Genomic DNA, 24,435 nt, shown 5'->3' with positions numbered 1-24,435 from the left:
GTTTTATAATTTATTTTGTTATTTCATAACAAGCGAATTAGCAATATCCATCGGTATTACATTGCATACCTTCAAATGAATTTGTTTTATCCTTTTCAATTTCTTTATCAATGACCCTTTCTAGTGTTTCTTTACTAGCAAGCCCTTGAATGACTTCATCTCCAATCATGACAGTTGGAACAGCCATAATATTCGCTTCATCATATGCGTGTTGAATTGCTTCTTGATGCTTTTCTTTATATTTACGAGTTACTAAAGCATCTTTAAATTCTGCTTCAGGAAGTCCTACTTCTACCGCTAATTTTGTTAACACATCAATATCTTCAATGTTTTGCTCTTCTTGGAAAAATGCTGTGAATACGCGGTGATGATACTCATTACCTAGTCCACGTTCTTTCGCAAATTGACATCCTTCGAAAGCTAAATGTGTATATGGATGTGGTGAAACACGTGGCAAGCGCATATCAATTCCTAACTTCTTCGCTGTCGGAAGAATGAAAGCATCCCATGAACCTAATTTTTCTGGCTCATTCCATGGATCTATTTTTGAATATGGACTTGGACGTAATTCAAATGGCATCCATTCAATCTCTACATCTTTCTCTTTCGCTACCTCATCTAATGGACCTTTCGCTAAAAAACAAAACGGACATATAAAATCTGAGTATACTTTCATTTTTACAGTCATAACTTTTACACCTTACCTTCATCGTTGTAATTGAATCGGTTACATTAATAGCAAAAAAATATAAATATTATTTAAGCATTCATTTTTTCTTGCAAAGTTTCAAACAATTGCCCCATCGTAATAGTTCTCAAAACTTCTTCCATCGCGGATTGCGCTTGAATTAAAATAATTTCTAACACCGCTTGAATATTCGCCCCAATTGGACAATCTGGATTTGGTTGCTCGTGAATGTGAAATAGCTTGTCTTCTTCTACTACATTCACTGCATGATACACATCTAACAATGTGATTTCATGTAAATCTTTTAGTAATCCCGCGCCACCTGGTCCACGATTTACATAAACAAAGCCAGCTTGTTTCAAATACGACATAATTTTACGAATGACTACTGGATTTGTATTCACACTCTCAGCCATATAGTCTGAAGTGCATAGTGAAGATGGATTGTTTTTTAAAATAGATAAAATATGAACAGCTATAGAAAAGCGGCTACTAATTTTCATCGTAATCACCACCTTGATGTAATCATTATAGTTACAACAAAAAGATAAGTCAATCCTTTTCATAGATTTTTTTATAAGTAAATTAAAAAGTGTCCCATTATAATATATGAGACACCCCTTTTTATTCTGCAAATAGCGCTTGAAATTCTTCAATAAATAGCTGCACAGCGATTGAAGAATCCTTTAATGAAGGAACAGCTAATGCAATTTCTCTCCATACTTGTGGTTCCAATTCTCTCGTTTGCACATTTTTTGGTAAATTTGTTAAAGATAATTCAGCTAATATTGCAATGCCTAATCCTTCTTGAATCATATTTAAAGCTGTAGTAACTGTCGAAATTACATACTCAGCCCGAAGTGGTACGTTTGCTTGTTTAAACATGTCAATAATAGGTGGTTCGTATCCGCCCTTACATAATATGATTGGTTCATTCTCTAAATCACTAATGGTAATAGAGTCCTTCTTACAGAGAGGATGATCCTCTCTTAAGATAGCAACCATTTTCCCCTTCGTTAATGGAACAATCTCCATATCTTTATTAGGCAAAATAACAATTCCTATATCAATAACCCTCGATACTAACCAATCTTCAACTTCTTTAATCGTTCCTTCACAAAGAACTACTTCTAAGTTCGGATACTTCTCCTTAAAAAGGTTTATCATTTTCGGTAAGAAATGTGCAGAGGCACTCGGAAAACTACCAATTCGAATCGTCCCAACTTCATGTCCTTTCTCCATCGCAACTTCTTGTTCAATCTTCTCTACACCGTTCAAAATCTCTCTAATATGTACAAGAATCCTGTTTCCTACATCCGTAATGAGGAGCCCTTTTCGTTTATCACGTATAAGAATAGTAACGCCTAACTCTGACTCAATACTTGAAATCGCATGACTAACAGCGGGCTGCGTCATATTTAATACCCTGGCGGCCTTCGTAAAACTACCTAACTCAACAGTTTTTATTAATACTTGCAGTTGTGTAATGGTCATAACTAATCACTTATACTCCTTATAAAAAAGATTCATTTTATTTATTACAGTCGATATCATATCATAGTGAAATGAATAACAACAAGGAGGTCTTACCGTGACACAGCTTTCTCGAACTAAGACGGCCATAATCCTTACCTTTCTCGTTTTCATGTGGGGAATCAATTGGCCTTTATCTAAGTTTGCCCTGCATTATACACCACCCGTTTTATTTGCAGGCGTTCGAACTTTAATTGGAGGATTCATTTTACTCCTTTTCGCTCTACCCAAATATAAAGAATTACATTTAAAAGAAACGTGGCATTTATACGTTATTTCTTCTTTACTTAACATCATTATATTTTACGGGTTACAAACTGTTGGTCTTCAATATATGCCTGCTGGGTTATTTTCCGCCATTGTATTTCTACAACCAGTTTTACTCGGTATTTTCTCGTGGATATGGCTTGAAGAATCAATGTACGGCTTGAAAATTTTCGGGCTTGTTCTCGGATTTATTGGTGTAGGTGTTATTAGCTCAAGCAGTTTAACAGGACATATTTCTGTTATTGGAATCCTTCTCGCGTTAGGATGCGCTATTGGCTGGGCACTTGGCACAGTATTCATTAAGAAGACTGGTCACCGTGTGAATGCCATTTGGATGGTAACAATTCAGCTTCTTATCGGTGGTCTTTGTTTAATCGGATTTGGCTCAGAATTTGAAAGTTGGTCTAGTATTGCTTGGAGTATGCCATTTGTTAGTGTACTACTCTTTATTTCATTCTTTGTTATTGCAATGGGGTGGCTTGCATACTTCACACTTGTTGGAGCTGGTGAAGCAAGTAAAGTTGGGGCTTATACATTCCTCATTCCACTAATTGCTATTATTGTAAGTTCAATTTTCTTACATGAGGCCATTACAATGAGCTTATTTATTGGGCTATTATTTATTGTTGTGAGCATTTGTTTTGTAAATATAAAACCGAAAGCATTTGCTGTAAGGCAGCGGGTTGAAGTGAAATAAACGTAAGAAAGAGCCTACTGTTTGTAGGCTCTTTCTTACGTCTTACTTTTTACGACGTACTACAAGAACACACGCACTTACCGACGATACTATCGCCAAAATAGATAAGACAATTGCTATCAATTGCATATTACTAGTACCTTCATTCTTTTCTACACTAGACACTTCACCATGTTCTCCTGTTAATGACGTACCTTTTGCAATTGTAGTAAGTGAATGCGGTTTTTCAGCTTTTTCATCACCTGTCCATTCAACAATTTCTCCGTCTTTATATTGTTGATATGCGTCCCAAGCTATTTTTTGCTCTTTATCCGGATTTTTAGCGACGAAAGTAAATCGCTGGAACTGGCCGGTTAAAATCCCTTCTCCTGTCGCTTCCCATACTACAGTTTTAACTTTTCCGGCTGTATCTTTTTGCTCCTCAACTTTCCATCCTGGGACTGGTTCATACTGTTGGAACTCTACTCCAGACGGTATTTTCAGTGTAACTTTCGTCGTTGCTTCATTTTTTTCAACTGGTACTTTTATCGTATAAGTCTCCCAAGAACCAATATCAGAAGTTGCTGGTTTTACAGTGACGTGCGCACTAACAGGTAACGAAAAAATTCCCATTGCAATAATTGTTGCGATCATTGTTGTTCCTAATTTTTTTATACGTTTCATTTTCTATTAGCTCCTTTTCATACATAGCTTCTTTTTATCTGCCACCGACAATAAATTTAAAATCTGTATCGAAACTATCAAGAGATTTTGTTAATCCATGAACATGTATATTCCAGTTTCCTGTCATGTTAATATACATACCTTCTGCTTCATATTCTCCCGGTGAAACTACTGAAACTTTAAATGAACTTTTTCCCATGTTCATATCTAATGATTGAGTCGTCAATATCATTTGTTCCATATCAGTAATAGGCTGTCCCTTTTCATCCTTTAGTGTAATATGGAATTTATTTTGTCCTACCTTATTCGGACTTACATTTAGCGTAAGTTCATATCCATTATCTAATTGCTTACTCTCTGTAAAAGGTCCAGTAGGAGGCATCGGTGGTGTTTGTACGTTTGTCATAAAAGCTACGATGACGAAAATGATAATTCCAATGATAAACTCTACTTTCACCGTAGCTCCTAATCCTTGCTGCGCTCGCATTCTCCCTTTCACATAATGAATAATTCCCAATATCCCCATGAAAATGAATAAAAGTATCTTTGTTAATAAAGCCAATCCATACTTCGTATCAAATAACGAGTGGATTGTTGGAATAAAAAATGTACTGTTAAAAAGGCCTGTTATTAAAATCACGATGACAGCACCTGTTGCCCACGGTGAAAAACGCTTAATCATATCCCAATACATATGCCACTTGTTATCCTCATTACGTAAAAGAAGAATAATAGATGATAAACCACCCACCCATAATGAAGCTGCGAATAAATGTAGAAAATCCATAACGACAGCAATGTCTTTAAACTTTAAACCGTATGCGTGACTATTAAAGGCCTTCATAACAAGTAACCCTATAAACAATAGTATTGGAATACTCCATACTTTAAACGACGAAAACTTCTCATGCTTCACCGCAAAATACGTAACAATTATAAGCGTACTAATGAGAACCATTTGAGTAATCCATACATAACCAAAAACAGAAAGCTGTAATGTTTCTTTTAATAGTAAAGGGTTGAATGCTTCTAGCCATGAAACATCAGCATTTATTTTCGCTTGCAGTGGTAGATTGAATAACAAGCTAATCAATATCCCAAATAAAGAGATCCATATTATGTTCTTACTCCTTAATCGAACCGAGGTTGCATTCCCTTTATACATAATAAGATTAAAGAAGAGAACTCCTAAAAATAGCGAGAAACTCGTATATAGAATCCCACGTTCCATAATCATATCGATTTGCGGGACATACCCCATCTCTTCCACTTGTACATCGTCTGTTCCCGCTTCCGCTAATCCAATACGGAATGGAATAACCCCTTGAATTGGATGCCCATCAGCTGAAATAGCTTTCCACTGAATAGAGTAGAGACCAGTTTTGAGATTTTCTTTTAATCCGGCTTCTAATAGTTTTTTATTTTTTTTATCAATATGAGCATCTTTTAAATCGACTCTTTTACCTGATGTATCTCTCACATACAATGTATTAAAACGTGAAACTTGTATGTCCTCATCGAATTCAATTTTCACAACAGATGGTGCTCTCTTCAACGTTTCATTTTCCGTAGGGTTTGATTTCACAACATACGCATGAGCAAATGCACTTTTCGGTATCAATATAATAAGCACACACGCAAGTAATAACCATGTCCCTAATCTTCTCATTACTTTCACACTCATTTCACTTCTTTCTTCCTCATCGCTCTATTTTCATTACTTTAACTTCCGAAGTTTGATTCTCCGGCGAAATATTAACCTGATTAAATATAAACTTCTAGAAAGTATAACTCTTTATTTCTCTTCCACCTCTAAACTTCTAATATAATAGTAACTATTATGATAGAAACAACTTACATTTTTAAAGTCGATTGTTATTATATCATAAAATATATTTATGTAAGTTATCAAAGAAGAAAAGTTATCGTGAATCATTTGTGAAGAAAATGTGAAATACATAAATAAAAAGGTATTACGTTATTACGTAACACCTTTAAAAAAATATCCCTCTTCTATTTCTCTTCCGGATAATCACAATACTCGATAATCGTTCCTTCAGTATCCGCTGGGTTAAGATAAATTAACCTTCTACCGTGCTTATTAATGCGTAGTGTATGCTCTAATGTCCGAATACCTTGTTCTTTTAACTCTTCTAGAGCCACATCTAAATCATCGACACGATACGCAACGTGATGAACACCTTTACCTTTTTGTTTAATAAAACGGGCAATTGGAGATGTCGTATTATTCGTCGGTGCAAGTAATTCAATTCTATCTCCATCCACTTCAAGAATGGCTACTTCGCTTTCCACACCAGGAGCTTCACTTACGTAACGATCTATTAAAGTTCCTAGTAACACATTTTCATAAAAACGTATCGTACTATCTATATCTCGAACTGCGATGCCGATATGATCAATTGTTTTTTTCATTTTATTTCCCCTACTACTTTATTTTTTCTATCCTTATCAATAGTAACAAAAAAAGTTATAGAAACAAGTTCTATAACTTTTTTATTTAACCTATTTTCTTATTCGCACTAGCTGGTTGAACTTGATTTTTTGCTTTTACAACACTAATGCCATATCCGATAAATCCACCGATAATCGCTGGGAAGATCCAGCCTAATCCTACTTCCTGCATCGGAAGGAATTTAGTGAACACTTGGCTTACTACTTCAATGTTAACTCCAGCTGCACTTAATCCATCGAATAAGCTGATGATAAATGTTACGATTAAGCTCACTTGATAAACTTCAGCTCTTCCTTTGAATAATGAATGGAAGAATGTTAAGAAAATCAATACGATTGCTAGTGGATAAATTGCTGTTAATACTGGAACAGAAACTGCGATTAACTGTGTTAATCCTACGTTTGCAACAATTGCACTAAATACACATAGTGTGATTGCAATTGCTTTGTAAGGAACATTTGGGAATAACTTATGGAAGAATGAAGAACATGCTGATACAAGTCCCACACTAGTTGTTAAACAAGCTACTGTAATCATTAATCCTAATAATACTCCGCCATATGATCCGAAATAGTAGTTAGAAACTTTCGCTAATACTTCTCCGCCGTTTTCTAAATGTCCAAGCTTTGCAACACTTGAAGCACCCATATAAGAAAGAGCTGTATAGATAATTGCTAAAATAGATGCTGCAATTATTGTCGCTTTTGCACAAACGACCATAATTTGTGTTTTCGTTTTCGCACCTTTTTCTTTAATAGCATTGATAATGATAATCCCGAATACGAATGATGCAAGCGTATCCATCGTTAAGTATCCTTCTTGGAATCCTTTAAAGAATGCATGTGATGTATAAGCTTCCACTGGTGCTTGCATATCTCCAATCGGATGTATAAAAGCAACGATTACTAAAATACCGATGAAAGTCAACTTAATTGGCGTTAAGATTTTTCCAACAATATCGACAATTTTCGCGGGATTTAGCGAAAAAAAACAAGTGATACTAAAGAATATAATTGTGAAAAGAATTAAAGGTGTAGAACCTACTCCTTCTGGCATAAACGGCTTAAGACCAATTTCATAAGATACATTTCCTGTTCTCGGTATTGCAAATAACGGACCGATCGCTAAGTATAAAACTGTTGTAAATACAATCCCGAACACTGGGTGAGCACGACTTGCTAATGACTGTAAATCATCTTTACCTGAAAAACCAAATGCTAGTACACCTAGTAATGGTAATCCAACACCAGTTACTAAAAATCCAGCGTTAGCAATCCATACATTCTCTCCTGCTGATTGACCAAGCATCGCTGGGAAAATTAAATTTCCTGCTCCAAAAAATAGTGCAAATAACATTAATCCAATAACTACTATGAACGAAAACGGTACTTTATTCGCCATAATATAACCCCCATTCAAATTTCCTTATCTCATTTTCCAATTTTAACTAATTGAATTTTCTGAATATTTAATTTAAGTATCAACTATTCTTGAACTCATTATAGTTTGCTATATAATATTTTGCAATACTATTTTCGAACTTTTCTTTTATTTTATAAATATACATTTTTTAACATGAAAAATAGACTAAAAAACCAACACGGTCATCCATGTTGGTTTTTCCATTTACTATCATAAATTAAAATTTCGCTGCTACTTTTTTAACGTTTTCTAGACCTTCTTCAACAATTTGTTGTGAACGATCTGGATATTGATTGTGTCCTTCAATTACAACTGTCTCTGGATTTGTAATTCCCCAGAATCCAAGTACAGTTGTTACGTAATTAACTGCCATTTCCATAGGAGCCATTTGCTCTGAAGAGTAATCTGAACCACGAGCACCTAACACAACTACTTTCTTACCACCAACTAAACCTTCTGGGCCATTTGCTGTATATTTAAACGTTTTTCCAGCTTGAGATAAGTATGAAATATATGTGATTAATGGTGCTGGTACTGTAAAGTTCCATAATGGGAATGCAAATACAACCTTATCAGCTTCTAAAAACTGATTTAAATATTGATCTACTGTAGCAACTGCCTTCTCTTCTTCAGCTGTTAACTCCATGCCTTGGCTACGTTTATATCCACCTGAAATCGCGATATTTCCGTAATAAGGAAGATCTAATGCAAATAAATCTAATTCCGTAATTTCTGTATTTGGATTTGCTTCTTTATAAGTACTTACAAATGTTTCATACATTTTTGAACTAACTGCTTGCTCCGCTGGACGATCGTTTGCTTTTACAAATAATACTTTTGACATTTTTTTATTCCCCTCTACATTCGTATTTTCTTCTTTTTTACCAAATAATGAGCTAAATAGTCCCATTTTCTTCACCTAATCTTTCTTTTCATATTCATTATTCATCATCATAAAAATTCTTATTCTAAGAAAAAGTTCCAATAGATACCTTAAGTTAAGCTATCAAAACTTTTTGTTATTTAATTACCTTATGTAAGTGATTGTAATATAGTCACTTACTTTAGTCAAGTAACTTTTAATAAAAAATAAAATCTCATTTTAAAAATATTAACTAAAATACAATTGAACACCAAATACATCTTTATTACTTGTATAATAAACTTAGAGAGGAAAATTCATATATAGAAAGGATTTATTCATGAGCACTATAGAAAAGATTCAAACTTTTATTATTCTTTTTGCTGTTACATGCGGCATCGTACTCGGACAATTTAATATGATACATACGTATTCAGACCAGTTTATTGTCCCCTTCTTATTTTTCATGCTATATGGATTATTCCTCAGCATCCCATTAAAAGAAATAAAAAACGGATTTCGTAATTTAAAATTTGCTGGAACAAGTCTTACTATTAACTTCTTATGGACACCTTTACTCGCTTGGGGATTAGGAGCACTATTTCTTTCAGATCATCCAGCACTTTGGGTTGGATTTATAATGTTAATGGTTACTCCATGCACAGATTGGTACTTAATCTTTACTGAAATAGCGAAAGGAAATGTAGCACTTTCTACTGCAATTTTACCTGTAAATTTAATTTTGCAAGTACTACTCCTTCCAATTTATTTATTTTTATTTGCTGGTGTCATGAAAACTGTAGCGGTTTCTGTTTTAGTAGAAAGTATTGTTATCGTAATCGTCTTACCATTTATACTTGCACACGCTACAAAATTCATTATGAATAAAATGAAAAAAGCTGAAACTCTCGAGAATAAACTCATTCCGTTTTTCAGCTCTGCTCAAATTGTATTTTTAAGTTTAGCAATAGTAGCGATGTTTGCATCACAAGGTAAATATTTACTGCAAAATATGAATGTCGTTTTATTATTACTCGTTCCTGTTCTATTGTTCTTCATCATTAATTTTTTACTAGGACAATTTATCGGGCGCATCATGCATTTATCTTACAAAGATACAGTAAGTCTAAGCTTAACAACGTTAGCAAGAAACTCACCTGTTGCACTCGCTATCGCTGTAACAGCTTTTCCAGACGAGCCTCTTATCGCACTTGCACTCGTTATTGGACCGTTGATTGAGTTACCGGTACTAGCTTGTGTTTCACAAGTTTTGTTGCTTATTAAGAAAAAACGGCAATACGCATAATAAAAAACGTCCCATTTTGGGACGTTTTTTATTATGGAAAGATTACATACAACACTTATTTCTTATTTATCAATACAAATGAAATTACCGAAACTACAAACGTAATAATACCAATTGTAATAAAGTGAAACTTTAATCATTGGGGGTTTTGTTCATCCCCCAATGATTATTAGCCCTCACCACTCCCGCATTAACAGATCCTTTCTAATTAAAAATGATAGGAAACGTAAATATAACGAAAGCTGCCCAAAGTCCGTATATTGGCAAATACTTCGTAACGGCATCTTGGATAGCTTTTGGTCCTGATTTATTTTGCAAGAAACGCATATAGGCAAACATAATCCAAATGAGATTTGCCCAAATCACTATGTTTACACCTAAAACAGCAAGTCTATTAGGCGTAATCCCGTAAGAAGAAAGTCTAAATACTATGGCTGACAATGCGACAGTGTCAATAATAAGCGCCAGAACAATTAAGGAAAAATTTATATAATCTGAAATATTCTTTTTCTCGTCCGAGTCACTTTCAACGATAGAAAATATGGTAACAGCCAATACACCAAGGAGGATTCCGTTGAAGGCCATTAGGAAATTGCGATCCAAGAACGGATTTTTCCCGACCCAAATTACCGTTATAAGATAGATAAGCAACGTGATCAGGACGAGAGGACTAAAAATTTTAGATATGTATGGTGTAATATTTTTAGCAAACTTAAGATTCATTGATACTAAGTATGCAGCCACAATAGCGAGAGCCGCTGCTCCAAATAAAACAACATTACTAAAATAGAATTCTCCTATATCTAAGTCAACAAAGCTAAATAAACGCATGGTGAATACTGCTAGTATCATTCCGCTCACTGCCATGCTCCCGTAGAGAAGACAATATTCTAAATTAAATTTAATATAGGCTAATCTTGTACTGCCTTTTAAATATTCATTCCCTGTAAACGCAAGCCCTACTAAGACCCATAAAAATATAGGAAGATGTAAATAAGCAAGGATGGTACTGTCTTTATAATTTACTGGCAACGTATTAAGATACATCCCGGAAATTAGGAACAACGCTGCAAGGGAATAAATAATACTTTTTTTGGGAGTATTATTGTAAACAAAATAAGCAGCAATAAAGGGAATTACACCAAAAGCCAAGTTAATTGGAGCAATTGCTTCCTGCTCAACAAAGTGGAAAATGATTCTGGTGCTTATGCCGGCCAGAATAGCTAAAAGGCCCATGAATAAGAAACCTTTTTGAAACAAAGATGTTTTTTCTTTATTTACTTTCTCCTTGAAATGCAACCTTTCATACCAAGCACCTAGAACCTGAGAATCAGGGTTTTGGTCCCATGCCTGTGAGAATGCTTTTTTAAAAGCTTTCGGATCTTTTCTATACATCTTCTCCAACTCATGGGGGTTATCCATATTTTTAACAATCAAATTGTTAATGTTCATAGTTATACCTCCTCTAATTTTAAAAATAAGGTTGTTACCTTTTAACAAAAGCACCTCACTCATTTATTATGATTTTGATTTTAATACGAAATTTATCGCTTTACAATAAAAAATTATTATTTAAAGGATTTTTTTTATCGTTAAATTTTAAATAAAAGAAAAAAACAAAAGAGCATGACAGTTTTATGTCATGCTCTTTTAACAAATTAATTCTCAAATACAAAATTAATCTTATTATCTTTCCACTCTAATTTCGCATCAAACGTTTTCTCGCCCTTTTTAAAACCTTTAATTAAATCAGTCTTTTCACCTTTTAAGAGCTTTGTCATATTCTTTTGCGAAATTGTTTTACTTAATATCTTCTTTGAAATGGTGAAATCACATTGCGTTGTATTATAGTTAGAACAACCGTAAAACGTTGACTTATCAATTACATCACCATCACATTTTTTACAGCTACCAACCTTTTTACCCGTTGTAAATTTCGATCCTTTCCGTTCAATCGATTCAACATGTAGTCCCGTGAAATCCCACTTCTCAGACATTTCCACTGCGTCTTCAATAATTTTAGCTGATAGCTTTTTCGTCTGTTCCATAAATGTAGCTGGTGAAGCTGTACCTTCACCAATTTCCGCAAGACGTTGTTCCCATTTCGCAGTCATTTCCGGTGAAGCTAGTATTTTATCACCAATTGCGGTAATTAATACTTTTCCTTTATCAGTCGCATACACTTGGTTTTTCTTTACATCTATATACTTACGGTCTTTCAGCATCGTAATAATACCTGCGCGAGTCGCTTCCGTACCTAAACCTTCTGTTTTCTTTAATACTTTCTCCAGCTCTTCATTCTCTAAATACTTACCAGCTGTTTTCATTAACGTAATAAGTTGTCCTTCTGTATAGCGCTTCGGTGGCTGTGTTTTTCCTTCTTTCACTTTCACCTTTACAACTTTTCCTTCTTCGCCTTCAGCTACAATTGGAAGAATGGTTTCGTCATCTTTATCGTCTTGGAAAATAACCTTACGCCAACCTTCTTGAATTTGCTGTTTTCCTTTTGAAATGAATTCAGCACGTTCATCTACAAGCGTTACAATCGTTGTATAGTCAAAGATTGCAACTTCATAATGAGCTGCAATAAGCCTTCTTACGATCATATCGTATATTTTCTTTTCATCACCTGATAGTCTGCTTGGGTTTGTAACTTGCTCTGTCGGAATAATTGCGTAGTGATCTGTTACTTTCTTTTCATTTACATAACGCTTGTTATTCATAATGGATTCAACCGGAGCCGGTAATAAGCCTTTATATTCATCAAACTGACTTAACTTCTGTAAAATATCAGGGAACGTCGCTGCTTCTCCTTGTGTAACATAGTTAGAATCTGAACGTGGATAAGAAACAATCCCTTTTTGATAGAGTGCTTGCGTTATATCAAGCGTCTTTTTCGGTGAAAACTTAAAGGCTTTATTTGCCGTTGCTTGCAGTGATGATAAGTTAAATAAAAGCGGCGGCTGAAACTCTTTACGCTCCGTTTTCATTTCCTTCACAACAGCCGGTTTCCCTTGGCAAAATGCCGCAATTTTATTCGCCATATCAGGGTCTTTTAAGCGGGATTCATTATCCTTTTCCCATTTTCCGTCATATTTCTTTCCTTCTATATTAAAGGTTGCGAACACTTCCCAAAACGGCTCTGACTTAAAGTTTTCAATTTCTTTCTCTCGCTTTACAATCAATGCTAACGTTGGTGTCTGGACACGACCAGCAGAAAATACATCATTCATTCCTTTTTTCTTTAGCAAAATACTAAAGACACGTGATGCATTCATACCAACAACCCAGTCAGCGCAAGATCTTGTATATGCTTCGTAATACGTATTAATTGTATCTGATTCATCAAGTAAATTTTTAAACCCCTGATAAATAGCTTGCTTCGTTAAAGACGAAATCCATAGACGCTTCATCGGCTTTTGCACGTTACAAAGATTAATAATATTTCGTACGATCAGTTCCCCTTCACGCCCAGCATCGCCTGCGTGAATAATTTCTGTTACCTGTGGATTATGTAACAGCTGTTTCACAACGTTAAATTGCTTATACTTTGACTTTGTTACTTCAAATTGAAAACGTTCTGGAATCATCGGTAATGTATTAAGTGACCATTTTTTCCACTCTGCGTGATAATGCTCTGGATTACATAACTGCGTCAAATGACCAATTGCCCATGTACAGTACGCTCCATTTGGAAATAACTCATTCGCTTCTACCTCTAAATATCCATCTTTCCGGCGATATTTAAACTGTGAAACAAGAGCCAACCCTTGATCTGGTTTCTCGGCAATAATTAATTTCATTTTATAACTCCCTATCTGTATTCCAGTGTTACTTTCATTGTCTATATGTTTAGAAGCGATGATAAAACAACAATCTTATTTATCATTCGCGGTTTGTCTCGCAAATGTGAGACCTATAATATTATACGCTTATTCTTTATGGCTTCACAATAGAAACTCATAATACAGCAAATTCTTTAACACAGTTATATATAAAAGACGCCCAAAAATTGAGCGCCTTTTACATGTACTATTTTCTTTAATATCTTCTCTATAATCGGAAGTACTATCGATAATTGATTATATAGTACTAACGTATTTTACAATCAATGATATAAGTAAACCTAAATAGCGTTTTAAAATGGAACATATAAGTAACAAATACAAATCTCAAAAATGATTCGATAGTTTATTCTACACGGAACCTATCTTCAATTCTTGAAAAATAAACTGCTTCTCGCTCACTAACATTATCATCTGAACCCAGATAAGATACAATCGAAATACTAATTAATATTATACTCATTAGAACTTGCCACATGTGGCTACATGCATGAATTAAAGTCGATTTAATAAAAGAAGTATTTAAAAATGAAACTTCAATACTATGTAGTAATATATGAGGATATTACTCAAAAATCATCGTATTACTTATTAACATTGAATTATGCCCTTTTGAAAGTCTAAGTACATAATCTCTATAATTAATCGTACTCACAATTTCATTATTTACAGGAAAAATCCCACTCGGATTTATCTGATTAAATAAACATAAAAAATAAAACACTATCAAAAAAGATATCATCATTTCAATTAGAGAATATACAGCTAACGGAATTCTTGTCGTCCTTCTTATAGAGGAATTCTTCCATAAAACTCCTCTACATTCAAGTGTGATATCAAAAATTGAGTAGCACCAGTTAATTAGTTGCGGTATGGCACCTCTCATCAAACAGAAATCATTCTGTTTGAGAAGATCCATTGTAATCATTAATAACTTTATTTTGAAGAATCCATTTTTGATGGTCGTAACAATTAAATTGAATATAAATCCTGGGTTACAATTGTAATATCCTCTGAAACTTTAAATTCACTAAAATCATCCTCAGTGTTAATGTAAAGCCCTCTTGATTTTTGTTCTCTTAAACTTTTAACGATTTTATCTAAATTCAATACTCCATCTTGAGAATTCACATTTATTAACGCCAACATTCCATTTAAAGGTACAAGTAGCCGATCTTCAATGAACAGCTGACTTCTTTTATCAACTGCTATATAGAGGATATCTAGATCATCAGAAATTTCGTCAGGAGAAACTTTCCCTTCCAATATGTAACTCAATTTTTCTTTATCATTTTTTATAAAATCCTTGTGTTTACTAATTTGCTCATTATAAATTTCGTTTAGTGATTGATGTATCTTTTTATAATTCTCTTCACCTGCTGTTGTATAATGGTTTTCCTTCCATTTGGATTCAATAATAATAAATGTATTGGAGAGCTTGTCATACAATGCCACATCAATATCGCTATTAATTTTACCCATATCCCCTTGGAATTCATAGTATACTTCCTGACCAAAAACAATATTTTTGAATGTTTCAACTCGGCGAGTTATACTATTTACCACACTATGAGAAATAGTTTTATCACGGTTTCTAAATCTTTCACCTTTATAAAAATGACCATTTACTACACAAAATTGAAGATCATTTAGCATCCATGACGATGGAACAAATATTAACTTTTCATTATGAAGAATGAACGGGAACTCCAAGAGGCTCCCTCTTCCATCAAATAAGAAGTAATTGAAATACTTCTCAACTTTACCAATAGACAGACCTGTAAATTGAACAGCCTTACTTAAAAACCACTCTTTATCTTTGAAAAAAAGTAAATCTAAAGAGGTCGTTTTATTAAAGTTACTACCCATTGTATAAGCAGCACGAACAACTATACTATAGTAATAAAAGAATGATATGATTGAATTTAGTTCACGAATATTTTTAACCACAGTACTTTTAACATTACCACCTAAATAATCCAAATCTACTTTTACACATTCATAACATAATTCGAGTAGTTCCCTATCCCTATCAACCAATAGTCTTTTTATCTTTTGATAAACCCTGGGTCCAAAATGAGAAAATTTCTCCACTATTTTTTGGGGAAGTCTCATCTTTATTTCTCTTTCCATCCCAAAATTTTGGTTATCTAACCCATGAAAATAGATATATTCTTTTCTGAATCCTCCCTCAATGATTGCTGTGGTAAATAGGTATTTATTCTTCTCAATTTCTTTACATTCACTTTTCGCAATGGAATTCATATCCATTATTTGGTCACATATATTGAAATCTCTATATAAATCTTTTATCTTACCTAAATAAGCAGCCAAAAAGTGTTTCAGTTCTTTCTCATTATATTCAAACCTTAGCTCCCAGTTTATTCCCCTCTTAAATAGCTCACCGATAAACCAACTAAGCGCAAACCTATCAATTATTGCCTGTTGATGATTTGGGTCAACCTCATGAAATCGATATTCAATAGCTATTAAAGGATAATACAATAGATATCCAATATTCTCCTTATAAGTTGTTACATATTCATCAATATAGCCTTCAATTTGTTTGAAAATATAATCTTTTGTTAGCGCACGAACCTCATATTCAACCATATATTTACCTCCAAATAAGCTTAAACCTATAAATTTAAAACACTTCACCTCAAAAACTTAATTAAAAGAATCCGAAAGACTAAAAGTTTACGTTCTGAAATAGTTTTATAGCACCATAAAAAATGGGAGAAATTCCTTGTCTAACATTATCATCGCTTAGTACTTCTCTTGGATAGAAATCTGAATGGGTTCACCTTTATTTAGCGAAGTACTAATGATGTCCATTTCTTCTTTGTTATAGTGTTCGAATTTAATTTTCATTAGTACAGGCACCTCAATAACATCATCTATCACGCTATCAACATACTCAGTATACAAGTACTTTCCTTCTTCTATATCGTAATAAGAACTTACAGAGTCCATATAAGAAACATTCGCCACGATATTCACACTTGCCTTAAAGGCTAACATAGCGGATTGTTCTTCATCCAAATCAATATTTTCGACCTCTCCATCCTCACCTATTAACATAAACCAGTGTTCCTCTATAAAATTTAATAAACTTGATTCAATTTCGTTTATATTAGCATCATAAACAGATACAATAAATTGATGTTTATATGTTTTATTCTTAGTTAGCCTATCAAAAAATGCCTCTAATGATGGCTCATAAATTGGGATTTGACTCTTTTCACAGAATTCTTGAGATCTTCATCACCACTAACAATGCTAATTTTTTCTTCTTGTTGCTCGAACCATTCCTCAAACGCCACTAACGAAAACTCATCAGGAAATTCGTCTCTTTTCTTCCTAATGCATCGCTTTTAAACAGTGGAAATGTGCAGAGTGTATGTGGCAACATATGGGGTGCTGGTGAACTAAATATTTTATGAACATGAATGAAATATTACAACTCATCATACTTGATATAATAAAATATAGTCATTAAAAAAGAGGAATTTTACACTTCTTTGTTGAATTTATACAGCCGACTAAATTTGTTGGAGGTTTTTATTGTGTCTAGTAATTCTTTTAGTGAAGGACAAATCAAAGAAAAATTCAAAAAAATTTCTTCTAGTAAAGATTTTGTATCGATTTCTGCAAATATGTTTCATGATAATCAAGATTCCGTGCAAAATTTTAAAAACTTACGTACAGTTGAAAAAGACAATCTTTATACATGGCTTGCTTTAGGAAAATCTTTTGAAGAAAGTCTAGATCCAAGGAACTCTATTGCTATTATTATTGGGTTGCTGGTTTTCGTCTTAACTTTTATAACTTCAGGAATAATAACAAACTTTGCCACCGGAAGCTTCAAGTATAATTTTTTAATAATCGCTCTGATACTTGTAATAGTTGCATTTGTCGCTGTTTGTATTCTGGTTGGTAATTTAATCAGAAATAGGATGAGGGTTGTCCAACTAAATAACCTTATTGAAGCAGCAATTAATTTTAAAGAATAAATTATTAAGAGTAGCTCCTACTTAAAGTAGTTCTTTAGGTAGGAGTTATCATTTCATTTTAAAAGTCCACTTTTTAATTTTTATTAACTATCTTTAACAATAGTCAGAATAGTTATCCATCATTTCCGCCACCATATCAGCCCCATATTCTCTTATTTGAGACAGCATACCATCAACAGCATCTAAAAATGCAAATAATCCTTTATAACATAATGATATATTAGTAATGTCAAACTTCTTACGATTTTGAAAATGTAATTTTAAATTTTTATCTATTGGATATCTGAACTTATCTGATATTTGGTCTAAAACGTGTAGCTGATTTATATACACTTCAACATTCTGTAAGGTGTTATCATCAGAAGCATTTGAATTTATAGAAATTTTATCTTTTATGGAGTTCCATAACCCCAAGATACTGTACTTTTTCTTTCTAATTATATTTGCAGCCAACAACAATCTGAACGCAGTATTCTCCACCCTCGATTATTAATTTTGACTCGTTATTTATAGTACCAATTTCGAGCATAACATTATTTAATGCATGAGTTAAAATACTATAAGCGGTATTCATATTTTCATAAAGAGCAATTAAGTTAATATGTGTTTGTTTATTAAAACAAATCTCCATTTTATTATTAAATGAATATCTAAATAAATCGCTTTGAGCACCAATATTGGAAATATATGTTGGATAATTGTACAACCATTCAATCTCTTCTTTACTCTTGTCAAAAACCTCCCCCATTTAAATTTATAATTTCCTCAAAACAATTTATTAAATTATGTCTAACAGTGGTAATAAAAGATTTTCTCTGATGTTCATCGGAGATATATTTAAAAGCGATAGATTTTAAAATAAGTTCTAAACATTGTCTGTATAGATAAACAACAGCGAAAAAATTCATATCTAATTTATGTATTTCAGCGGTGTCTATCATATATTCTACCAATTCATTCCCAGCTAAATTAAATTGCCTTGAGTACTCATAAAACTCTTTTTGAAAATCATTGGAGTTTTCTATATCAATTATATTCAAAAGATAGCAAATAGCTTGCTATTCTTTTCTATTCCAGAGCTACTATTCTGATTGTGAGTAACAAAATTGTAATATTACCAATTCAGCCAGATTTTCTATAATAATTTCCCATTCATTACTATCATCGGAGTTTAGTATAGCAGGAACTAATAATTCAAAATTTGCACCTCCCTTACCGTGAACCCTACTATTTCGATATTCATATAAATTATTTGCAAATTCTTTCTTATCATCTTGATTACTAATCAATCCCTTTGAAAAAGCTAACTCTAGTATTGGTTCTATATGCTCAATTTTATTAATTAATATTTCTATTAAGTTACGCTCTTTATCATTGTATACGTCTGAAATACCTCTTATCATTTCATCTAGATCTTTATCTTTGATATAAGTCGTAATATGAGCCTCAAAATCATCTTTCCTATTAATAATAAAGAAGTATTCTAATACTTTATAAAAGCTTAAAAAATCTTTTTTCTGTTTCCCTTCGTTATAGAAGGATATTGGATCAGTATATTTTCCCATTCTAAAATTATTACTAACTTCACCCTCTATTATTTCTTCGGGTTCAGTAAAATAGTCATGAGTGTACAAATACTGATAGACTTGTGGGTAATCGCCCACCAAATCTGATGGAGCAAACTTATGTATAATATATATTGCATGTTGGAGATAACTTTCCAACATTTTTTTATCTACATTCTTCAATTTTATCGTGTGAATATTTTCCCACTCAAAATTGTCATCATCTGATATATGATGAAACATTACTTTAAACATGTCACTCGGTTCACCAATTTCGAATTCTACATCATCAATGTTAAACTTGAGCATCGGATGATCTGGATATTCACTTTCAATGAGAGTGTAATGAAAAAGAAATTCTGCAGTATTTTTGATGTAAAAACCTTTGTCTTTAAAAAACTCTATTTTGGGGTTATCCAATTTATAATTATATTCTTGAAAAAGACGACTCACCCAATACATTTTCCAAGGTCTCCTCACTTGTTTGGGTGAAATAAATTTCTCACGACTAATCGCAATCTTATAGCCTGATTTTTGCTCTTCCCAAACAAGGATATCGTTATCATCTTTTACAATTTTAATAATTCCTTCATCAATGAAACTATTATAATACTCTTTTAAACACTGAAAAACTTCAACATCACTGAAAACTTTCATGATTCCATCTCCTTTTTAGAAAATATATCCATCACCTATTATACACTACTTAAAATTTAGATTTAACAGAGAGACTTTATACATTTTTTGTATTACTCGACTGATTACCAATTAGCTATCACTCTTATAGAGTCAACATATAAATAAAAAAATACCTCATAACAACTTGTTATAAGGTACAATTCATCACGTTTTATCTATTATTTACGAGTTTGATTCGCTCATATAAAATAGCATTAGTCTCGTACATCTTGTATTGAACTACGACTGTCTATGGTTATGTTTGAACCATGATGGCGACTCCCTTGATAAATTGCCTCAATTTGATTGGTAAAAATAGAAAGTAAAGCAAAAAACACCGATACAAGTATGCAACGGTGTTTTTCTATTTGTTATTTAGTGACACCAAGTCCCTTTGTTTCACTGATGATATGATAAAGTGGTGCCAAAACTTTAGCAATTTCAAATGATGTATCCGCTATACTCTCTGCTGTTTTAATACGCGGATCATTTGGAGAAAAGCTGCAAAGAAAGTATGATTCAAGTCCCTCTCTATCATAATTTTCATAAAAGGAAATAAAATCTTTCGGGTCTCTCTTGTCGATTGAAAACACCTCTTTTACACGATTTGCTTCAGGGTCATAAATTCGCCATTCGAAACCATCCCCTTTTAGCAAATTGAAGCAAGTAACAATCACCTCTTCTACTTCAGGGTGATGCAATTTCTTATGGAAATATTCGCGATCCATTGCCCCATTTGCAATAGAATGAAAAATGGTGACATTGACACCTTCTCCACGGATTCCAACTTGTATATTAGCATGTTGATACATGGAATCTGCTTCTTTGGTTTTATCCCAATATACGCCTTTTACATTATAGCTTGAAAGAACATTTGGACTTTTTCCGTATCGGATCCCTAACCAAGAAACACGTTCACGATTACTTTTATTCGGTACAATCGAAGATAGAATAAAGTTTGGATGACGATGCGAATGCAGATTTAGTTTCTTCATTCGCTTTTCTATAATTGAATGGATATGTAACAGTTTTGTTTTTACCCGTATCCGTTGCTTGTGAATAGGGTGATTAGATCCTAATCTCATATTACGGTTAAAAAACACTGCGAAATCTTCATACTGAAAATAATAGTCTTGTAATTCGTAAGTCTCGCTATCAAACGGATCTTGTTGCATTTTTTTTGGACGTATGCTTCGGGTTAACCTTTTCTTTGCTTCTTTCCATTCTGCAAAAGCACTTTCTAATTCTTCATAATGCATAACAGTGTCTTCTGTCACTTTCTCACTATAAGCGTGAAGCTGTTTAAAGTACGTGCCAAGTGAAGTCCCCATAGTCTCGGTCACAGTTTGTAGGCTATTGAATTCAGCGTTACTTTCATACCCTCCCCTTGTTAAATTACTACTACCGTGACACACATATGGATTCCTCCCTTTGAAATAATAGACCTTTGCATGCAAGAATAGGTCTTCTACAAGGTACACCTCAGCAATCTCCATTGTTTTTTTCAGGAGTTCTCCTGGTTGATTCATCGAAAATTCCTGTGAGAGATATAGCTTTATATGTTGTTTTGAGAGCCCCCACTTTTTCGACCATTCATTTAATAATTCAAGTCCGTATGTAGAATAGTATGCCGTTGCAATCTGTAATTCTGTCACTTCCGTTACTTTTTTATTAATGTCTTGTTGTAAGTCATAGCCATCCCATAAAAAACGAATATCCTCCATCTCTTCACCCCTAGTTCAATTTTTACTCCTATAAATTATGATACTACGACAGTTAACATTCTAAAAGAAAGAAAAAGCTGCCGCCCGCGTTCATCATGCAATCCAAGAACTAATTCGGGAAAATAGGGCTGTAAATTTCCATGCCGTTTCTGTGCATTCTGGTATTTCTAAATCGTATCTCTATCAAAATGAAGATATCTTTCTACATATTGATAAATTGCGTAAAATGTTTGATTAAAAAAATGTTCTAGACTGAGTATCGCTGGTTTAATAGGATTCCTTTATTTTTATTTTTCTCTATTAATTAAATAAGGATTTAGACTAATGAATAGTTTATATTTAGAGAAAAGAAATTTTATTAAAATAAAGTATTAGACTAGATAGTAGGGTTTATTCTATCAAACGTATGAAAACGCATTTCAGGATTAAAGTGGACGTACTTTATAATTTTGAAATGAAACAAAGTAAATATTTCAAAATTATATTGATTATACATTCCATATATTGTATTTTAAAAGTAATCTTACTTTTGCAAACTGAAAAAAAGGGGGGCTTATTCATGCCAATTATTAAAACAAAAAACGGTGAATTTCACTACGAGTCTTTTGGACAAGGGGAACCAATCCTTTTTTTACACGGAAGCGGGGCATCTTGGAAGATATGGAAACCACAAATCGAATCATTTTCTAAAGAATATCAAATGATTCTTCTCGATTATCGTGGTCATGGAGAATCGAGAAAAACCTTTCCCGGTAATGTATATGATTACGACTTAATCGTATCTGATATCATTTCATTTTTAGATACACTAGGCCACACACCTCTTCATGTAATCGGCGTTTCACAAGGAGCAATTCTTGCGACATTAGTAGCCATTCATCATCCTTCCTATGTAAAAAAATTGGTCATTTCTAATAGCTATAGTGAATTCCCAACTAAAACTTCTAAATGGGTACTTCAATTTTCCAATTTCATCTTTAGTTTGCTGCCCTATTCAACAATTATTGATTTAATGATGAAATTTTACAAACACGAACCGTACACGCAACAAATACTACGCGATTCATTTTCAATAGACAAAAAAATGTTATTAATGATGAAAAAAGCAAAATTTCCTGTTCATACTTCTTTACTACATCTCATTCAATCCCCTACTCTAATTCTATCTGGAGCAGGTAAAGTTGTAACAGGTGTTGATGAAGGAAAAGCAGCTAAAACAATTCACCAGTATATCCCAAATAGCACACTTGCTTTATTCCAAGATACATTCGATCCCCTCAATGTATTGAAAGAATCAACGTATCGTATCCTCTTTTATAAACATCATAACTTTATTTCAAATCTACATTTCGACGACACTTATTAAAGTAAAGTACCTGATAATTTAAGTATAAACTTTCTTTTGAATAAGGAAAAAAAACTTCTTAATTGAAAAAAACACCTGTTAGAGTACCTTTATTTTTACGAATACTATTAGACTTAAAGAATCTATTTTTGGTATAATTCACACATAAAAATAATATATGGAGGTATTCGTATAAAAGCTAATCTTGTTTAAAGAGAAAAGAACCCTTTTTAAACACAAACTTACTCATAAATGATTGGAGAACCTGTATGACTGAAAAATTAAGTGCTGCATCTATTACCGCTCTAAAGGAAATCTCGAAGGAAGTTCTTAAGTTGATTGCTGTTCTTCTAATAATTGGTTTCATTCTCTTTTTTACTGTAAGTAATATTAAAAGTATATTTACCTTACACCGACTCATTAACCTATCTATCCTTTCAATTATTTTCATTATATTCAGATACATATATCTTGTTTATGATCTTTATAATCATCAAGAAAAAGTAGAAAAAATAAAGAATAGTTCTGATGATGTCTTACTCTCTAGCATTAATAAAACAAAAATGATTTCAGATCGTTTCAAATTAAAAGTAGATATCTATAAATCTTTTTCACCATTACCGGTTATTGTTTTGTTATTAACTATTCTAGTAAATAATGATAATTTCAAATCAATTCAAAAAGTAGAACAATATATAACTCATTTTAATATGAGTGATTCCTTAAGGTTTGTTTATGTAATATTTTCCGTAATAATATTGGTTATTTACTTTATGATTCTGATGAATAATTACAACAAATATAAAAACGCTCAAGACTATTTAACTCTTTACCAGACAAAATACGATGATATTAAATATAATCTTGAAAAGGAAAAGTTAGGCAGAGAAGTTGAGAAACATAAATTAGATATTCAGAAACTGGAACTTGATATAAAAAAACTTCAAACGGGTAACTAACAACAATAAAATTCGTGAAAATTTTATTATACGAATAGTCAATGTAAAGAACCTCTTCTCTGGAAATACCTCATATGACGAGTGACACAAACTACTAAAAAATTCTGTACGCAGCTACTTTAAATTTAGTAATTTTGTGACTCTCGTCATCTATATTTCCTGTATCCATTTATGAACTATCGGGGACAAGCTCGTCCCGACCAAGTAACTTACTCCTACAGCCCATATTGTCTCTAGTACTGATGCAGAAGTTAAACTTACGTGATAAGTAATATTTCTCATACACATCTCTCCCTTAAACGTTGAAACCAGCAAATAACTAACATATCTAATTAAAGTTAAAACGATTAAGGCTGTAAGTATAATTTCAAGGTCCTGGGTTAAGCACACTC

The 24,435-nt window shown here is 32.9% G+C and carries 21 protein-coding genes and 1 pseudogene; 6 read left to right on the top strand and 16 right to left on the bottom strand.

Translation table 11 applies throughout. The features are described from left to right. Positions 1–37: 37 nt before the first annotated feature. The 3 genes from ACUXVC_RS09450 to ACUXVC_RS09440 form a co-directional block, all read right to left on the bottom strand. Entirely contained in the window at positions 38–688 is a 651-nt protein-coding gene (locus ACUXVC_RS09450; protein ID WP_000216673.1) for a DsbA family oxidoreductase, read from the bottom strand. Between the two features lie 71 nt (positions 689–759). Further along, a complete protein-coding gene (locus tag ACUXVC_RS09445) occupies positions 760–1,191 on the bottom strand; it encodes an Rrf2 family transcriptional regulator (RefSeq protein WP_016082032.1) in 432 nt (143 codons plus the stop codon). A gap of 121 nt (positions 1,192–1,312) precedes the next feature. After that, positions 1,313–2,182, bottom strand: coding sequence for a LysR family transcriptional regulator (locus ACUXVC_RS09440; RefSeq protein ID WP_016082033.1), 870 nt, complete (start codon positions 2,180–2,182; stop codon positions 1,313–1,315). 97 nt (positions 2,183–2,279) lie between these two features. On the opposite strand from ACUXVC_RS09440, the gene ACUXVC_RS09435 reads away from it, so the two are divergent. After that, on the top strand, positions 2,280–3,185 hold the full coding sequence (locus tag ACUXVC_RS09435) for a DMT family transporter (RefSeq protein WP_446026017.1): 906 nt from the start codon (positions 2,280–2,282) through the stop codon (positions 3,183–3,185). Positions 3,186–3,227: 42 nt separating this feature from the next. Here the strand turns inward: ACUXVC_RS09435 and ACUXVC_RS09430 are convergent, their stop codons facing one another. The 5 genes from ACUXVC_RS09430 to ACUXVC_RS09410 all read right to left on the bottom strand — a co-directional run bounded on the left by ACUXVC_RS09430 (position 3,228) and on the right by ACUXVC_RS09410 (position 8,653). Further along, entirely contained in the window at positions 3,228–3,848 is a 621-nt protein-coding gene (locus tag ACUXVC_RS09430) for a YcnI family copper-binding membrane protein (RefSeq protein WP_065228652.1), read from the bottom strand. A gap of 34 nt (positions 3,849–3,882) precedes the next feature. Further along, positions 3,883–5,532, bottom strand: a complete 1,650-nt coding sequence (locus tag ACUXVC_RS09425; RefSeq protein WP_446026016.1) for a copper resistance CopC/CopD family protein — start codon at positions 5,530–5,532, stop codon at positions 3,883–3,885. Positions 5,533–5,861: 329 nt separating this feature from the next. Next, the gene (locus tag ACUXVC_RS09420) at positions 5,862–6,281 is read right to left on the bottom strand and encodes a VOC family protein (protein WP_000750850.1); all 420 of its coding nucleotides are present in this window, start codon (positions 6,279–6,281) and stop codon (positions 5,862–5,864) included. Between the two features lie 85 nt (positions 6,282–6,366). Beyond that, positions 6,367–7,722 carry a branched-chain amino acid transport system II carrier protein gene (gene brnQ / locus ACUXVC_RS09415; RefSeq protein ID WP_001284784.1) on the bottom strand — a complete coding sequence of 452 codons (1,356 nt, stop codon included), beginning with the start codon at positions 7,720–7,722 and terminating at the stop codon, positions 6,367–6,369. Between the two features lie 238 nt (positions 7,723–7,960). After that, positions 7,961–8,653, bottom strand: a complete 693-nt coding sequence (locus ACUXVC_RS09410) for an FMN-dependent NADH-azoreductase (RefSeq protein ID WP_000522528.1) — start codon at positions 8,651–8,653, stop codon at positions 7,961–7,963. A 292-nt stretch (positions 8,654–8,945) separates the two neighbouring features. On the opposite strand from ACUXVC_RS09410, the gene ACUXVC_RS09405 reads away from it, so the two are divergent. Continuing rightward, positions 8,946–9,911, top strand: coding sequence for an arsenic resistance protein (locus ACUXVC_RS09405; RefSeq protein WP_061660355.1), 966 nt, complete (start codon positions 8,946–8,948; stop codon positions 9,909–9,911). A gap of 204 nt (positions 9,912–10,115) precedes the next feature. Here ACUXVC_RS09405 and ACUXVC_RS09400 read toward each other — a convergent pair whose 3' ends face one another. The 4 genes from ACUXVC_RS09400 to ACUXVC_RS09385 form a co-directional block, all read right to left on the bottom strand. Continuing rightward, the gene (locus ACUXVC_RS09400; protein WP_446026015.1) at positions 10,116–11,363 is read right to left on the bottom strand and encodes a DUF4153 domain-containing protein; all 1,248 of its coding nucleotides are present in this window, start codon (positions 11,361–11,363) and stop codon (positions 10,116–10,118) included. Positions 11,364–11,569: 206 nt separating this feature from the next. Beyond that, positions 11,570–13,714, bottom strand: coding sequence for a DNA topoisomerase III (gene topB / locus ACUXVC_RS09395; RefSeq protein WP_000766771.1), 2,145 nt, complete (start codon positions 13,712–13,714; stop codon positions 11,570–11,572). Positions 13,715–14,728: 1,014 nt separating this feature from the next. Then, positions 14,729–16,369 (bottom strand): hypothetical protein, encoded by a 1,641-nt coding sequence (locus tag ACUXVC_RS09390; protein WP_100650781.1) that lies wholly within the window; start codon positions 16,367–16,369, stop codon positions 14,729–14,731. Between the two features lie 156 nt (positions 16,370–16,525). Then, on the bottom strand, positions 16,526–16,840 hold the full coding sequence (locus ACUXVC_RS09385) for a hypothetical protein (protein ID WP_446026014.1): 315 nt from the start codon (positions 16,838–16,840) through the stop codon (positions 16,526–16,528). A 485-nt stretch (positions 16,841–17,325) separates the two neighbouring features. Between ACUXVC_RS09385 and ACUXVC_RS09380 the strand changes: the two genes are divergently transcribed. Then, complete coding sequence (locus ACUXVC_RS09380) at positions 17,326–17,772, top strand: hypothetical protein (RefSeq protein ID WP_000097770.1); 447 nt, start codon at positions 17,326–17,328, stop codon at positions 17,770–17,772. A gap of 93 nt (positions 17,773–17,865) precedes the next feature. Here ACUXVC_RS09380 and ACUXVC_RS09375 read toward each other — a convergent pair whose 3' ends face one another. From ACUXVC_RS09375 to ACUXVC_RS09360, 4 genes are all read right to left on the bottom strand, one after another. Then, a complete protein-coding gene (locus tag ACUXVC_RS09375; RefSeq protein WP_100650777.1) occupies positions 17,866–18,225 on the bottom strand; it encodes a hypothetical protein in 360 nt (119 codons plus the stop codon). Positions 18,226–18,503: 278 nt separating this feature from the next. Beyond that, entirely contained in the window at positions 18,504–18,812 is a 309-nt protein-coding gene (locus ACUXVC_RS09370; protein WP_001021127.1) for a hypothetical protein, read from the bottom strand. A gap of 42 nt (positions 18,813–18,854) precedes the next feature. Continuing rightward, positions 18,855–19,994: a hypothetical protein gene (locus ACUXVC_RS09365; protein ID WP_100650773.1), complete on the bottom strand. Its 1,140-nt coding sequence runs from the start codon at positions 19,992–19,994 to the stop codon at positions 18,855–18,857. A gap of 392 nt (positions 19,995–20,386) precedes the next feature. Further along, complete coding sequence (locus ACUXVC_RS09360) at positions 20,387–21,739, bottom strand: phospholipase D-like domain-containing protein (protein WP_100650770.1); 1,353 nt, start codon at positions 21,737–21,739, stop codon at positions 20,387–20,389. Between the two features lie 79 nt (positions 21,740–21,818). Here ACUXVC_RS09360 and ACUXVC_RS09355 point away from each other — a divergent pair. From ACUXVC_RS09355 to ACUXVC_RS09345, 3 genes and pseudogenes are all read left to right on the top strand, one after another. After that, positions 21,819–21,977: pseudogene (locus tag ACUXVC_RS09355) on the top strand (DUF6262 family protein); the annotation flags it as partial. 321 nt (positions 21,978–22,298) lie between these two features. Then, positions 22,299–23,105 carry an alpha/beta fold hydrolase gene (locus tag ACUXVC_RS09350; RefSeq protein WP_446026013.1) on the top strand — a complete coding sequence of 269 codons (807 nt, stop codon included), beginning with the start codon at positions 22,299–22,301 and terminating at the stop codon, positions 23,103–23,105. 248 nt (positions 23,106–23,353) lie between these two features. Beyond that, complete coding sequence (locus ACUXVC_RS09345) at positions 23,354–24,043, top strand: hypothetical protein (protein ID WP_100650766.1); 690 nt, start codon at positions 23,354–23,356, stop codon at positions 24,041–24,043. Positions 24,044–24,435: the final 392 nt, after the last annotated feature.

The sequence above is a fragment of the Bacillus sp. N6 genome, assembly GCF_052805735.1.
Note: the sequence above shows the minus strand (reverse complement) of the source record. Positions and strands in the feature narration are given on the sequence as shown.

Coding starts and splice junctions, on each gene's coding strand:
- ACUXVC_RS09405 (WP_061660355.1), top strand. CDS start 8,946: ATGAGCACTATAGAAAAGATTCAAACTTTTATTATTCTTTTTGCTGTT.
- ACUXVC_RS09420 (WP_000750850.1), bottom strand. CDS start 6,281: ATGAAAAAAACAATTGATCATATCGGCATCGCAGTTCGAGATATAGAT.
- ACUXVC_RS09450 (WP_000216673.1), bottom strand. CDS start 688: ATGACTGTAAAAATGAAAGTATACTCAGATTTTATATGTCCGTTTTGT.
- ACUXVC_RS09445 (WP_016082032.1), bottom strand. CDS start 1,191: ATGAAAATTAGTAGCCGCTTTTCTATAGCTGTTCATATTTTATCTATT.
- ACUXVC_RS09390 (WP_100650781.1), bottom strand. CDS start 16,369: ATGGTTGAATATGAGGTTCGTGCGCTAACAAAAGATTATATTTTCAAA.
- ACUXVC_RS09365 (WP_100650773.1), bottom strand. CDS start 19,994: ATGAAAGTTTTCAGTGATGTTGAAGTTTTTCAGTGTTTAAAAGAGTAT.
- ACUXVC_RS09385 (WP_446026014.1), bottom strand. CDS start 16,840: ATGTTAATAGGTGAGGATGGAGAGGTCGAAAATATTGATTTGGATGAA.
- ACUXVC_RS09360 (WP_100650770.1), bottom strand. CDS start 21,739: ATGGAGGATATTCGTTTTTTATGGGATGGCTATGACTTACAACAAGAC.
- ACUXVC_RS09345 (WP_100650766.1), top strand. CDS start 23,354: ATGACTGAAAAATTAAGTGCTGCATCTATTACCGCTCTAAAGGAAATC.
- ACUXVC_RS09350 (WP_446026013.1), top strand. CDS start 22,299: ATGCCAATTATTAAAACAAAAAACGGTGAATTTCACTACGAGTCTTTT.
- ACUXVC_RS09430 (WP_065228652.1), bottom strand. CDS start 3,848: ATGAAACGTATAAAAAAATTAGGAACAACAATGATCGCAACAATTATT.
- ACUXVC_RS09400 (WP_446026015.1), bottom strand. CDS start 11,363: ATGAACATTAACAATTTGATTGTTAAAAATATGGATAACCCCCATGAG.
- ACUXVC_RS09425 (WP_446026016.1), bottom strand. CDS start 5,532: ATGAGTGTGAAAGTAATGAGAAGATTAGGGACATGGTTATTACTTGCG.
- brnQ (WP_001284784.1), bottom strand. CDS start 7,722: ATGGCGAATAAAGTACCGTTTTCGTTCATAGTAGTTATTGGATTAATG.
- topB (WP_000766771.1), bottom strand. CDS start 13,714: ATGAAATTAATTATTGCCGAGAAACCAGATCAAGGGTTGGCTCTTGTT.
- ACUXVC_RS09410 (WP_000522528.1), bottom strand. CDS start 8,653: ATGGGACTATTTAGCTCATTATTTGGTAAAAAAGAAGAAAATACGAAT.
- ACUXVC_RS09440 (WP_016082033.1), bottom strand. CDS start 2,182: ATGACCATTACACAACTGCAAGTATTAATAAAAACTGTTGAGTTAGGT.